The following is a 14,363-nucleotide window of genomic DNA, read 5'->3' as shown; positions in this document are numbered from 1 at the left end:
GGACCTCAGTTTAAAACAATTGTCTTAATTATCATCGGCTTCAAAACTAAGATTATGAAATTCTTATCTATTATTTCAATCAGTTAAATTAAACCATTAAAGGCTAAATTAGCCAAATTCAGAGTTCATCAAATTGCTATAAATATCAATTCTATAGAGTTTCTTATCTCATTTATCCCAAGCGGACATTTTAAAAAGCTCTCTTGCGAGAGCGATCCAACTTCAGCGATTCTTATCGTAAAGCGCCAATATAGTGATGTGACACTTGGGCACGGTAGATTTCTTCTTCAGTGGCTTCCAACTCATGTCGTGTCGTGTCGACCTGTTTAGGTTTTTCGATCACGGCGGTTTCTTCATAGTTAAAAACATCCATGACACTGTCTAAACGACTCACCAATCGAATCAGTTCAGTATCTTCTGTACTTAAAGCAAGCTCTGCCATCTGACGTGCATAACTTGGATTTTCCACCAAATACATCACATCAATTACACGCCCCGATACACGGCGCAGACGTGCATAAAGTAAAGTTGCAATTGAAAAAGCATCAGCATGACTTACAACACCGCGATCTAACTTGGTCGACATATTCATCCCCTTTCAAGTGAAAAATATTTACTGACGATCTATCAGAAATCAGTCAGTAAATTAAACTTGCAAGGATTTAGCAAAATACGTACCAAAAACGTTATTGTTCACATGGTGATTCATTTATTTTAATATTTCCGCTGAGTAGAGGCATATTTAAAAAACCATTCAGAGGCAAAATACGTTAAACTTTAGCGAGTTTATTTTGTTTTATTTTGGTCTCTCAAATTTATGAAAACCGCTTCGCGTTTAAGCAGCTATTGGGTTACGTGTGCCGATGGCTTAGAAACCTTACTCCAAGAAGAATTAGAAGGTTTAGGTGTTCAAAACATTGAACGTTTTCCTGGGCGTTTAGTTTTCAAAGGTACACTGGAACATGCCTATCGCATTTGTATGTGGTCGCGTCTTGCGTCGCGTGTACTCGCACCAATTCATGTCCATGAGCTGGAATTTAGCCATGACGCACGTGATGTTGCTGAAGAGCTCTACGAAGGTGCAATGAACTTTGATTGGTCGCTGATTTTTGCACCACAAAGCACCTTCGCCGTTCGTTTACATATTGAACGTGAAATTAAGGTGAACAGCCAGTTTGCAACTCTACGTGTAAAAGACGGTATCGTGGATTCATTCATGGAAGCTGTTGGTAAGCGTCCAAGTATTGATATTAAGCAACCTGAAATTACCATTTATGCACTCGCAGGAAAAACTGAACACACCTACTGTTTAGACTTATCTGGTGATTCATTACATAAACGTGGCTACCGTCGTTATATGACCGATGCCCCAATTAAAGAAAACTTAGCCGCTGCGATTTTACAAAAAGCTAAGCTCCTTGCAAAAAGACCCGATATTTTCCTTGACCCAATGTGTGGTTCTGGGACGTTTATTATTGAAGCATTGATGATGCTGACTGACCGCGCACCTGGTTTAGTTCGTCGTTTCGGTTTCAATGGCTGGAATGGCCATGATCATGATCTGTGGATGAGCATTAAAGCGGAAGCAGCTGAACGCCATCAAACAGCCTTGGAACAACCGCTCCCTAAGTTCTACGCATTTGATGCAGACTGGGAAGCGGTAAAAGCCACCAAGCAAAATATTATTGCTGCTGGTTTTGAACGTGTACTTGACCAGATCCAAATCGAAGAACGAACTTTAGCCGATTGGCCAAACTTTGAAGCCGAAGGAAAAACAGCCTTTATTGTGACCAACCCACCTTATGGTGAGCGTTTGGGTGATAAAGCCTCAAACCGTGCTTTATATTTAGGCTTATCTGCTTTGCTGCAAAAGAACTTCCCAAATCAAACCGCAGCCGTTATCGCCGCAGCCGTCGAGCAAGCCGATGTATTGGCGCTGAATGACCCGCAAACCATGCGTTTGATGAATGGTAAACTGCCAATTTACGTACGTTCAGGTTCAGTTAAGCCAGTTGCAGTAGTCAAACCTTTCTTGGAAACATGGCAACCGCAACAGTTTGAAGCGATTGAAGGTGCTGAAGACTTTGCTAACCGTTTACAAAAGAACATGCAGACCTTAAAGAAATGGGCAGTAAAAGAAAACATTCACTGTTTACGTTTATATGATGCTGACCTTCCAGACTTTAACGTCGCAGTCGATTTGTATGGTGAACGTTTACACGTCCAAGAATATGCGCCACCGAAAAAAATCGATCCTGAAAAAGCCAAGAAGCGTTTCAATCTTGCTTTACAGGCGATTCGTGCTGTAACAGGTTTAGGCCGTGATGCGATCTTTATCAAAACACGTGCTCGCCAAGAAGGTAAAAACCAGTATACCAAGCAAAGTACTGCTTCTAAGCGTTTTATCGTGCAAGAAGGCAAAGCAAAAATCTTAGTGAACTTAACTGATTACTTAGATACTGGCTTGTTCTTAGACCACCGTCAAATCCGTCTACGCATCGCACAAGAAGCGCGTGGTAAGCACTTCTTGAACTTGTATAGCTATACCTCTACAGCCAGCTTACATGCAGCTTTAGGCGGTGCGGCAAGTACCACCAGCGTTGATCTTTCAAATACATATTTGAACTGGTCTAAAGAGAACTTCGTCTTGAACGGCTTAACAGTCGATCATGCCGATGAACAACATCAGTTCTTTGCTAGTGATTGTTTTGAGTGGTTAAAAGAAGGTCATGAACAGTATGAGCTGATCTTTATTGACCCACCAACCTTCTCAAACTCGAAGAAGTTCTACGGTACCTTTGATGTACAACGCGACCATTTATCATTGCTCAAACGCGCGATGAACCGTTTAACTACGGATGGTACTTTGTACTTCTCGAACAACTATCGTGGTTTTGAAATGGACGAAGAAATTTTAGCATTCTTTGATGTCGAAGAAATTACCAGTGAAACCATTGGGCCTGATTTCAAGCGCAATCAAAAAATCCACCGTGCATGGAAAATTACCCATCCAAAAAACTAATGCACTGAAGATGAAATACCAGCAGGTCTTTCATCTTCGCTAAATTTTGCATTAGACAATTTTCAGATATAAAAAAGGGACGAAATACGTCCCTTTTATTATGTTAGATCATCATATTTTGCATTATTCAGTCAGGAAATTGGTTTGCCCATATTTGTAATCAACTGACATTTTCATGGTATTCCCTTCACGTTTCACCTGCCCTGAACTCTGCATCGTCGAAAGCATGCTTTCGATCTCTTGATCAGACATGCTGATGCCTCCTTTTTGCAGATAATTATTCATGATGCGCGAGATCATATTTTTATCAAACTGAATATCTGCTTTGTATTCCATTAAACTCGGCATCATTTTCACCATACCCATCACCGTCGATTGATGACTCGGCATAATACGCCCCGTCACACTCGCTTGTGCAACCCCTTCCCCGATAGCAAATTGGTTCTCTTTGGATTCAAAACGGAAACCTTCATTGATCACAGCCAATAAAGCAGGTTCCATATCTTTTTCCATTGCCTCTTTTGCCAAACAACTGTTTTCACTTTTCGCCAAAATATCAAACAGCGTCTGCAATTTTTGTCGGTTTATATCAAGTACATTAAAATTAAACTGTACGTTTTGGACAGCGGGCGCTGAAGGCATTTTCATTTCATCTAGACGCAATAACATTTCAGTGTTTACAACTCGGTCCGTCAGTTCACTTTGCGTTTCTATACTAAAATTCTTCAGTTCGGCATTGATCGGTTTATTGATATCTCGATCTGACATTTTCAGTAGATCCATCTTAATTTTGGTTTCACCCGCCTCAAGATATTCACCATTCAGCCCTTGGTTACTTTCTAGCTTTAGTCCCACCATTTGCAAATGTATATTTGGATCGGTGACTGTTAGATTCGGAATTTCAAGCTGTAAATCCAGTATCTTTAACTGTTGTTCGATCGGTTTTGCCCGAAACTTTAATGTCATCGGGTCTAATCTAGACTGGAGTTGAGCTTCATTGCGGGTAATCACTGGCGTAGTCAAGGTACTATTCAAAGTACCCAACCAATTCACTTTGCTTTGTACTTTAAGTGGTTCCTTCAACAAGGACTGAAGTGCACCGGGTGCCTGAGTAATGTTAATATCTGAACGAATCGCATATCCATTCCAACTCCGTTGAATATGATCCTGCCCCTTCAATTGGATCACTTCTTTCGGTTTACATGGGTCTAGTACTAATTCAGCGGTCCAGTTCGCACTGCCATTTAAAGCACCCATTTGAAATTGTTGATATTGCAACTTTAAATCATTCGACTGTTTGGTGCTGTGTTGATAATAAGCCTTCAAGCTTTTATCCGCATAAAGATTACCCCCCACTGCGACCACAGCAAGCGTAAGTACGCCTCCAATACCCCACTTCAATTGAGTCATTTCTTCTATCCCAAGTTGTTTGTTTTTTATTAAAATAAATTATAAAGAGAATCTTCGAATAAAGATAATTGTTTTGCAAATAAATCACTTATATGCCATACCTATCACATAAATGTGAAAACTTAGGTCACATTTTTGCTTAAAAGTGTCATCTTTTAACATTTCTATCACGCAATAAAAAACCCAGCCGAAGCTGGGTTTTTTAGTTTCAAGGAACCATGTAAATGATTAACTCATTTTCACTTTATCAAAGCTCAACTGACCATCATGTGCAGTGATCATAATATTGTCTCCAGCCACATAGTAACCAGACAATATTTTTTGCGCTAAGTTGTTTTCAACCTGTTGTTGGATGGCACGTTTCAATGGGCGAGCACCGTAAATTGGGTCAAAACCAGCGTCAATCAATAAGTCAAAGGCTTGATCATCCACCGTTAAGCGCATATCTTTTTCAACCAAACGATCACGTAAACGATCCAATTGAATATCTGCAATACCACGAATTTGCGCTTTTTTGAGTGAATGGAAAACCACTAACTCATCAATACGGTTGATAAACTCTGGACGGAAATGTTGCGTCACGGCATTCATCACCACTGCTCGCACTTCTTCATCCAAAGGATTATCACCCAACTCACGCACATCACTCGAACCTAAGTTCGATGTCATAACGATTACGGTATTTTTAAAGTCAACCACGCGACCTTGTGAATCCGTTAGGCGACCATCATCCAACACTTGGAGCAAGATGTTAAACACATCGGGATGTGCTTTTTCTACTTCATCGAACAGTACGACACTATACGGTTTACGGCGTACAGCTTCGGTTAACACACCACCTTCTTCGTAGCCGACATAACCAGGAGGCGCACCCACCAAACGACTGACAGAGTGTTTTTCCATAAACTCGGACATGTCGATACGAATCATGGCATCGTCACTATCAAACAAGAAGTTTGCCAGTGCTTTGGTCAACTCTGTTTTACCAACACCCGTTGGACCTAAGAATAAGAACGAGCCACTCGGTCGGTTCGGGTCAGACAAGCCAGCACGCGAACGACGAACTGCATTGGATACTGCAACTACAGCATCATCCTGCCCAACGACACGGTTATGTAAGAACTCTTCCATATGCAGAAGTTTCTCACGTTCACCTTGCATCATTTTGGCTACTGGAATCCCCGTAGCAGCACTAACGACTTCTGCAATTTCATTGTCAGTGACTTTGTTACGCAGTAGTTTCGGCTCTTCTTTTTCCTCAACGACTTCTTCTTCATTGAGACGTTTTTCCAGCTCTGGAATCACACCATACTGAAGGCGCGACATTTCACCCAAGTCGTTTTCACGCTGCGCTTTTTGCAACGCAATACGAGCCTGATCCAATTCAGCTTGAACTTGTTTGGTACCTTCAACTAAGGTTTTTTCAGCTTTCCAAACTTCTTCTAAATCATTGTATTCGCGTTGAACTTCGATAATTTGCTTTTCAAGATGAGCGACTTCCGCACGACTACCTGCATCTTCATCTTTTTTCACTGCTTCAAGTTGTAGTTTCAATTGAATCAAACGACGTTCAAGTTTATCCAGAGCTTCTGGCTTAGAGTCCAGCTCCATTTTGATACGAGAAGCCGCTTCATCAATCAAATCAATTGCTTTATCAGGCAATTGACGGTCGGTGATATAACGATGTGACATTTTCGCTGCTGCAATGATGGCAGAGTCTAAAATTTTCACACCATGGTGCACTTCGTAGCGCTCTTTCAACCCACGTAAAATCGCAATGGTATCTTCCACACTCGGCTCATCGACCAACACTTTTTGGAAACGACGCTCTAGCGCAGCATCTTTTTCAATGAATTGGCGATATTCATCTAATGTGGTTGCACCAACACAGCGTAGCTCACCACGTGCCAGAGCAGGTTTGAGCATATTACCTGCATCCATCGCACCATCGCCTTTACCAGCGCCTACCAGCGTGTGTAATTCATCGATAAATAAAATGACTTCACCATCTTGTTTAGACAAATCTTTCAGTACTGCTTTTAAGCGCTCTTCAAACTCGCCACGATATTTAGCACCCGCAAGCAATGAACCCAAATCTAAGGATAAAACACGTTTACCTTGTAGGCTTTCAGGCACTTCGCGGTTAATAATCCGCTGTGCCAAGCCTTCAACAATGGCTGTTTTACCCACCCCTGGTTCACCAATCAACACTGGGTTATTTTTGGTACGACGCGACAAAACTTGAATGGTACGACGAATTTCATCATCACGCCCAATCACAGGATCTAACTTACCTGCAAGTGCGCGTTCAGTTAAATCAATGGTGTATTTATTCAGAGAATCACGTTGATCTTCATGATTGTTGCTCATGACTTTCTCATCACCTCGAATTTTTAAAATGACTTTGCGTAAGCTTTCTGCTTGCACGCCCACACTGTTGAGTAGCGTTTTAGTTGCCCCCACTTCGGCCAAGGCTTGCATCACCCAATCGGTAGACAAAAACTCATCGCCTGCTTTTTGCGCGAAGCTATCTGCCAAATTCAGTGCTTTGACTGCCTCTGAACTTAAGTTGACGTCCCCTGTGGGATTAGTCAGTGTTGGTGCATCAGCTAGTGCTTGTTTTAATTTGCTTTGTAAAGCAGGTAAATTGGCACCCGCTTGTTGCAACAAACTCAGATTAGAGGTTTCTTCTAACAATGTTGATAAGATATGAATACCTTCAATTGCGGTATGGTCTTTCCCCACTGCAAGTGATTGAGCATCTGAGAGAGCTTGCTGTAAGCGGTTTGTGAATTTTTCAAATCGCATTCTTGTTTTCCTCACAACAAATTTCGAACTTGATGGATATATGGGAACAATTGCTCAAAATTCAATTCAAATTTAATTAATTTTTCTACATTTTAACTTATTTTTCATTAGCTTATCTTAACAATAAATTCATAAGACTCGGTTATAAGATGGGTCTTATCCGCCTTATTTTCAAGCGCCAACCTAGATTATTTATGTATTAAAGACCACGACGACCTATCAATCCGTGACAACCAAAATCATTTGATCAATTATTAATCAAACAAACAACGCATTTTTCTATTTATTCGTGTGATGAATTGTGTCCCAGTTTACGGAATCAAAACAAAAGCGTGAAGCATGAAAAAGGCCGATCACTAGATCAGCCTCAAATGACTTAAAAGTCAGCGTTTAATTTGCTTCAATAATCTCAAAATCATGGGTGATTTCAACCCCACCATCCATCAACATTTTGCTCGCAGAACAGTACTTTTCTGCCGATAATTCCACAGCTTTTGCGACTTGTTTTTCCTTCACCGCATGACCCGTAATCACGAAATGTAAGTGGATTTTTGTGAACACTGCAGGGATGCTATCTGCCCGCTCTGCCTTGAGTTCACAGCGTACATCGGTAATTTCTTGGCGTGATTTTTTAAGTATGGTTACGATGTCAAAAGAGGCACAACCACCCAGTCCCGTCAGGATCAATTCCATTGGTCTTGGACCACGGTTTTCACCCCCATATTCTGGCGATCCATCCATGATAACACTGTGACCACTTTGAGTTTTTGCTTCGAAAGCAACATTCTCTAACCAATGAACAGTTGTTTGCATTGCAAGTACCTAAAAAAAGCTATAGATTGACGAAGTGACTGTACACTAACATAAATTGAGTTGATAAGGAATTTCAGCTCTGACTGTGTGACAAGTTCACCCTAGGTCTGTGCGATCTATATTTTATCCATTTTCGGAACCGTTAGCATGACTTCAAGCTTTTCACAATTAAGCACTGATGCGCTGTCTCCAGGTCAACTCCCCGAGTCAGTCAAAGCATTATTAAAACGCGCATATATTAATCGTTATCCTAAGCGTACCACCATCGTAGACGCAGGCTCAGAATCTAAATCTTTATATTTGATTTTAAAAGGTTCGGTCTCCATTATTCTGCGTGAAGACGATGAACGTGAAATCGTGGTCGCTTATTTAAATGCGGGTGATTTTTTTGGGGAAATGGGTCTATTCGAAGCAAACTCACAACGTACTGCTGAAGTGCGTACCCGTGATGTCTGCGAAATTGCTGAAGTGACTTATGAAAACTTCCATGAGCTCAGCAAACAATACCCTGACCTAAGCTATGCAGTATTTGCACAGCTAGTTCGCCGTTTAAAAAATACCACTCGTAAAGTGACTGACCTTGCATTTATCGACGTTTCAGGTCGTATTGCACGTTGCCTAATCGACTTATCTTCGCAACCTGAAGCGATGATTTTACCAAATGGCCGCCAAATTCGTATTACGCGTCAAGAGATTGGACGTATTGTCGGTTGTTCACGTGAAATGGTTGGTCGTGTTTTGAAAACACTCGAAGAGCAAGGCATGATCGAAACTGATGGTAAAGCCATCTTAATTTTTGATGCCTCTTTAGAAGAGTCAAAAGCGAATGCTGATGACTATGAAGACGAAGAATAAGACTTTTCTTCGTAGCTGATACAGCCAAAAGCAAATCTTAGGATTTGCTTTTTTTTGCCTTTAAATCTGCTTCTGTTTTGACAAATTCATGACAAACTTTGTAAAAATAGTGATTTAACCTACTGGGCATAACTGTGTAACCTAATTCGACCGGAAAAACGCAGTCCATAAAAGGAAATGTTGAATGCAATTTAAACCTTTAGCCAATACAGGCATTTTGGTGCCTGAAATTTGTCTCGGCACCATGACCTTTGGTGAGCAAAACACTCAAGCTGAAGCCTTTGAGCAACTTGACTATGCTTTGGCGCAAGGCATTAACTTTTGGGATACTGCTGAAATGTACCCTGTTCCTCCAAAACCTGAAACACAAGGTGCAACCGAAAGTATTATTGGCCAATGGATTGCCCAGCGCGGCGGTCGGGACAAGTTATTTCTAGCCTCTAAAATTGCAGGGCCATCTCAAGGTGGTAGTCATATTCGTGATGGACAGACTCGTTTTAATGCAAGCGACATTTCTTCGGCTCTAGATGGCAACCTAAAGCGTTTACAGACCGATTATATCGATTTATATCAGCTACACTGGCCACAACGTCCAACCAACTTTTTTGGCAAATTAGGCTATGAAAACAGTGAAGCTCATAACACGCAAACCGTGACCTCTTTGCAAGAAACACTACAAGCACTAGAAGCAGAGATTCAAAAAGGACGTATTCGTTATATTGGCTTATCTAATGAAACACCATGGGGCACCATGAAGTTTCTACAAATTGCAGAACAGCTCGGCCTGTCTAAATTTGTCAGTGTGCAAAATCCATATAGCCTATTGAACCGTACTTATGAAATTGGTATGTCAGAAATTGCGAAATATGAAGGCGTTGGTTTACTCGCCTATTCCCCACTCGCTTTTGGCTATCTCACAGGTAAATTCCGTAATGGTGCACGCCCAGCGAATGCTCGCGTGACGCTTTTCAGCCGCTTTAGTCGTTATAGCAACCCAGAGAGTGAATGGGCTACGGAACAGTATGCACAATTAGCTGAACGGCATGGTTTAACGCCGACGCAACTGGCTTTAGCCTTCATCAAGCAGCAGTTTTTTGTGACCAGTACGATTATTGGTGCGACCAACTTAGACCAGTTGAAAGAAAATATCCAAGCCTTTGAGATAGATTTATCGGAAGAAGTTTTACAGGGTATTCAAGCTATCCATCAGCAACAACCTAATCCTGCGCCATAGATATTTCTTAGTCAGCTGTTCAGGTGAAATACGACTTCACCTGTCACAAATAATTGATGATTTTCAAAATCATCAACTGACAATAAAAAAGGACGCCATGGCGTCCTTTTTTACTCAAAAACAAATTAACGTCTTTGATTATAAACCGCTTGAGCAGCGGCTAAGTTCTTACGCATTGCTTCAATACGTTGGCTATTTGACGGGTGTGTCGACAGGAATGAAGAACCGCCTGCTCCATCAAGCTTATTCATTTTTTCCCACAGACTAATTGCGGCTTGAGGGTTATAGCCTGCTTTAGCCATCAACATTAAGCCGCCTTGGTCTGCACGACTTTCTAGGCTACGTGAGTAAGGCAAACCAATACCAATTTGACTACCTAGCTGCGCTGCTGCTGAACCCGTTTGACCTACACCTGCTGCACTTAGACCAATTCCCAATGCCAAATCCGTTAATGCCTGCGCACCAACCTTACTCTTCGAGTGCTCTTCTAAAGCATGCACCATCTCATGTCCCATCACCGCTGCAATTTCAGCATCCGTTAGGTTCAATTTATCGACAATACCTGTGTAGAACACCACCTTACCACCAGGTGCAACATAGGCGTTGACCTGATTTGACTTAAGTACCGCCAACTGCCAGTCAAATTTCGTTCCAGTTTGGTTCATTTGATCGGCATATGGCTTCAAGCGATTGAATACACCATAAATACGCTTATAGGTCGTAGATGAGGTATCTAAGGTCTTTGTGCTTCGCGCTTCATTCACTGTTTTGTTGAAGCCTTGGGTTGCTGCTGCATTTAATGTTGCAGTGTCTGCACCTGCCACTTCCGCAAAAGTTGCACAACCTGAAATGGTAACAACACTTGCTGCACACAAACTCATTAATATTTTATTTTTCATTATTGCTTAACTCCATCCATCTCAAAGCATTTTACATAATGTGCTGAATTATATTGAATAGATTTAAAGTGTTAAATATCATCACCGCGTTTTATCATAGCAATTATGTAAAAATATCTTCACAATTAAGTACAATAAGCCAAATTTCAGCGGTAAAGCTTTATCTACACGCCACCTTAAACCTAGTTACATAAACTGAATTAAAAGCCAATAAACCAAACACAGGATATTTAAACCCAAATACAGGTGGCTTAAGGGTTCAATTTTTTCCTCAAGGGTCGCACTTTTACGCTTTGCAAACAGAAATGCATTTTGGAGCAGTATGATTGGCACCAAGATACAAGCAATAATCACAGACAATCCAATGAGTGCACTATAAATCACATCTGGATCAGTGGTTTGCCCTTGAATAATCATCATCGCGATTGTTGGCGCACCACCCATAGCAAAAAGTAGTGAGTAAAAAATAGTTCCCGCGATATTCTTTTGCATCCTGCCTGCTCATCTGTTTATTGTGCATTTTATTCTATCAAGCACGTATACATTATGTCGTGCTTATTCATGCAACTTTAGTCGGGAAAATCATTCCAGCTCAGCAGCTTAAATCAATATCTGTAACGCTCATGTACAGATGGATCGCACAAATAAAAAACCCTGTACGAGACAGGGTTTTTTACTCAATGCTTTATCGTTTAAGCGTCAAATGGATGACGTAAAACAATCGTTTCTTCACGGTCTGGACCTGTAGAAATGATATCGATTGGGCATTCGATTAATTGTTCAATGCGTTTTACATAGTTGATCGCTGCTTGTGGCAATTGATCCATTGATTTCGCACCAAAGGTAGACTCAGACCAACCCGGCATCGTTTCGTAAATTGGTTTTAAAGTTTCAAATGCAAGCGCATCAGAAGAACCAACACAACCAGAATCTGCCGCTTCGTAACCTACGCAGATTTTCACTTCTTCTAAACCATCAAGAACGTCAAGTTTAGTTAAGCAAATACCTGAAAGTGAGTTTACGTCTACAGAACGACGAAGGATTTCAGCATCGAACCAACCACAACGACGTTGACGACCCGTAGAGGCGCCAAATTCAGAACCTACAGTCCCTAAGTGCTTACCAATCGCATCACCTACGTCATTTGCAGCGTCATAAACCAACTCAGTTGGGAACGGACCTGCACCTACACGTGTTGTGTATGCTTTGGTAATACCCAATACATAGTCAAGATGTAATGGACCCAAACCAGAACCTGAGCTTACGCCACCAGCAGTCGTGTTTGAAGACGTTACATACGGATATGTACCATGGTCAACATCTAGAAGAGAACCTTGAGCACCTTCAAACATGATGTTATCACCGTTTTTACGGTAATTATGCAGCTCAGTAGTGACATCAATCACAAGTGGTGCAACCACTTCACGCCATTGATCACACAGCGCAAGTACATCTTCTAATTTAACTGCTTCTACGCCGTAGAATTGCGTTAATTGGAAGTTATGGTACTCAAGAAGTTCAGTTAACTGAGCTTTAAGATGCTCACCACCACGAACCAAGTCTGCAACACGAATTGCACGGCGTGCAACTTTGTCTTCATACGCAGGACCAATACCACGACCAGTGGTACCAATTTTCGCATTACCGCGCTTGATTTCACGCGCTTGGTCAAGTGCAATATGGTTTGGCAAAATCAGTGGACAGTTCGGAGAAATACGTAGACGTTCTTTAACTGGCACGCCTTCTTTTTCAAGAATGTCCATCTCTTTGATGAGCGCTTCAGGAGAAAGCACCACACCATTACCAATTAAGCACAGTACGTTTTCACGTAAAATACCAGATGGAATGAGGTGTAATACAGTTTTCTTACCACCAACGACAAGTGTATGACCTGCGTTATGTCCGCCTTGATAACGAACGACCGCAGCCGCTTGATCTGTGAGCAGGTCGACGATTTTACCTTTACCTTCGTCGCCCCATTGGGTACCGAGTACCACAACATTCTTGCCCATAATAGCCTCATTGCATCATGCTGTTAAAATTGAAGAACTTCTCAGGTTTTAGCTTACCTGAAGAAGTGATTAAATCTGTTCTACAGTCCATTGACCTGCAACATTCACCAACTGGTGCGTTGCATATGGAAGCGTAGTTAAATCATCCTGCCCCAAAAGTTGAATCACGCTCATGCCTTGAGCACGCGTGTGTTCAATCGCTTGGATCAAATCTGTTTGAGTACCTTTGGGAGCAACCACAAGACTGTTTTGCTGAAAACGACCTGCACTAAGTGCATATAAGTCACAACTAAAGCCTGTTGCTGGGCGTGCACGCCCAAAGTGCTCACCAATTCCGTCATAGCGTCCACCTTGTGCCAATGGCGCAGCACGGTTTGGTGCATAAACGGCATACATTAAGCCCGTATGGTAGTGATATGAGCGCAGCTCAACCACATCAATACCCATCTGAAGATTTGGCCAACGTGCTTGAATCTCAGATTGTGTAGTTTTTAATGCATCAAAAGCGTGCTTAAATTCTGCATCGGCAAGGACTTCTGAACTTAAATGCATTTGCAAGGCATCTAAGTCACTTGCATAACGACCTAAAGTATAAAAGTCAGCACCAAAGTTTAAATCTTGGGTAAATTCAGCCAATTCTGGCAGAGCTTTACGTTGGTATAAATCAGAGAGTTGGCGTTCAGTCGCTTTGTTTAAACCCGCAACCTTCACCATACTACGGAATAAGCCCACATGGCCTAAATCCAAATGGATACCGTCTGCAAAACCTGTTTTTTCAAGCAGGCTGATCATCACATCAATCAGTTCCACATCGGCATCGATGCTGTCTGAACCGAATAGCTCAGCACCTAGCTGCAAAGGTGTACGCGTGGTATTAAAGCCCTGTGGTTTGGTATGTAGGACTGTTCCTGCATAGCAATAGCGAGCGACGCCTTCAACTGGATGTACATGCGCATCAATACGAGCCACTTGTGGTGTCATATCGGCACGCACACCAAGCAAACGACCAGAAAGCTGATCAATCACTTTAAAAGTGGCTAAGTCTAAATCTTGATTCGATTCTGAAAGAGAAGATAACGATTCGATGTATTCAATGAATGGCGTGTACACCAACTGATAACCTCGAGTTGCGAGGAAATCTAATGCTTGACGACGCAAAGTTTCAATCACTTGCGCCTGTTCTGGTAGTACATCAGCTACACCATCAGGTAATAACCATGTCTCTGAAATGGGCATGTTGTAAACCTAAAATCTTGTCTGCGCGGAACGAATCCGCATAAAAAAATCGGGGCACACCCGATTTCTCTTAG

Annotated in this window: 11 protein-coding genes; 3 read left to right on the top strand and 8 right to left on the bottom strand. The window is 41.8% G+C overall.

What is annotated here, in order from left to right; all coding sequences use genetic code 11:
• Positions 1 to 232: 232 nt before the first annotated feature.
• Positions 233 to 586 (bottom strand): hypothetical protein, encoded by a 354-nt coding sequence (locus PTT44_RS12695; RefSeq protein WP_168158934.1) that lies wholly within the window; start codon positions 584 to 586, stop codon positions 233 to 235.
• Positions 587 to 817: 231 nt separating this feature from the next.
• Between PTT44_RS12695 and rlmKL the strand changes: the two genes are divergently transcribed.
• The gene (rlmKL, locus tag PTT44_RS12690; protein ID WP_168158935.1) at positions 818 to 3,022 is read left to right on the top strand and encodes a bifunctional 23S rRNA (guanine(2069)-N(7))-methyltransferase RlmK/23S rRNA (guanine(2445)-N(2))-methyltransferase RlmL; all 2,205 of its coding nucleotides are present in this window, start codon (positions 818 to 820) and stop codon (positions 3,020 to 3,022) included.
• A gap of 123 nt (positions 3,023 to 3,145) precedes the next feature.
• Here rlmKL and PTT44_RS12685 read toward each other — a convergent pair whose 3' ends face one another.
• The 3 genes from PTT44_RS12685 to PTT44_RS12675 form a co-directional block, all read right to left on the bottom strand.
• A complete protein-coding gene (locus PTT44_RS12685) occupies positions 3,146 to 4,432 on the bottom strand; it encodes a DUF945 family protein (protein WP_168158936.1) in 1,287 nt (428 codons plus the stop codon).
• A 228-nt stretch (positions 4,433 to 4,660) separates the two neighbouring features.
• The gene (clpB, locus tag PTT44_RS12680; RefSeq protein WP_168158937.1) at positions 4,661 to 7,240 is read right to left on the bottom strand and encodes an ATP-dependent chaperone ClpB; all 2,580 of its coding nucleotides are present in this window, start codon (positions 7,238 to 7,240) and stop codon (positions 4,661 to 4,663) included.
• A 390-nt stretch (positions 7,241 to 7,630) separates the two neighbouring features.
• Positions 7,631 to 8,053 (bottom strand): OsmC family protein, encoded by a 423-nt coding sequence (locus PTT44_RS12675; protein ID WP_004982311.1) that lies wholly within the window; start codon positions 8,051 to 8,053, stop codon positions 7,631 to 7,633.
• Between the two features lie 147 nt (positions 8,054 to 8,200).
• Between PTT44_RS12675 and crp the strand changes: the two genes are divergently transcribed.
• Positions 8,201 to 8,908: a cAMP-activated global transcriptional regulator CRP gene (crp, locus tag PTT44_RS12670; protein ID WP_004696183.1), complete on the top strand. Its 708-nt coding sequence runs from the start codon at positions 8,201 to 8,203 to the stop codon at positions 8,906 to 8,908.
• Between the two features lie 184 nt (positions 8,909 to 9,092).
• Positions 9,093 to 10,142 carry an NADP(H)-dependent aldo-keto reductase gene (locus PTT44_RS12665; RefSeq protein ID WP_273795664.1) on the top strand — a complete coding sequence of 350 codons (1,050 nt, stop codon included), beginning with the start codon at positions 9,093 to 9,095 and terminating at the stop codon, positions 10,140 to 10,142.
• Positions 10,143 to 10,267: 125 nt separating this feature from the next.
• Here the strand turns inward: PTT44_RS12665 and PTT44_RS12660 are convergent, their stop codons facing one another.
• From PTT44_RS12660 to PTT44_RS12645, 4 genes are all read right to left on the bottom strand, one after another.
• A complete protein-coding gene (locus PTT44_RS12660) occupies positions 10,268 to 11,041 on the bottom strand; it encodes a M48 family metallopeptidase (protein ID WP_004982314.1) in 774 nt (257 codons plus the stop codon).
• A 186-nt stretch (positions 11,042 to 11,227) separates the two neighbouring features.
• Positions 11,228 to 11,533 (bottom strand): hypothetical protein, encoded by a 306-nt coding sequence (locus PTT44_RS12655; protein WP_004696180.1) that lies wholly within the window; start codon positions 11,531 to 11,533, stop codon positions 11,228 to 11,230.
• 200 nt (positions 11,534 to 11,733) lie between these two features.
• Positions 11,734 to 13,053 (bottom strand): adenylosuccinate synthase, encoded by a 1,320-nt coding sequence (locus PTT44_RS12650; RefSeq protein ID WP_004696178.1) that lies wholly within the window; start codon positions 13,051 to 13,053, stop codon positions 11,734 to 11,736.
• A 69-nt stretch (positions 13,054 to 13,122) separates the two neighbouring features.
• On the bottom strand, positions 13,123 to 14,289 hold the full coding sequence (locus PTT44_RS12645; protein WP_168158939.1) for an ATP phosphoribosyltransferase regulatory subunit: 1,167 nt from the start codon (positions 14,287 to 14,289) through the stop codon (positions 13,123 to 13,125).
• Positions 14,290 to 14,363 lie beyond the last annotated feature (74 nt).

The organism is Acinetobacter sp. Gutcm_16 (genome assembly GCF_028649355.1).
Lineage (GTDB): Bacteria > Pseudomonadota > Gammaproteobacteria > Pseudomonadales > Moraxellaceae > Acinetobacter > Acinetobacter johnsonii.
The sequence above is the reverse complement of the archived record's forward strand: the minus strand, read 5'-3'. Positions and strand labels throughout refer to the sequence as shown.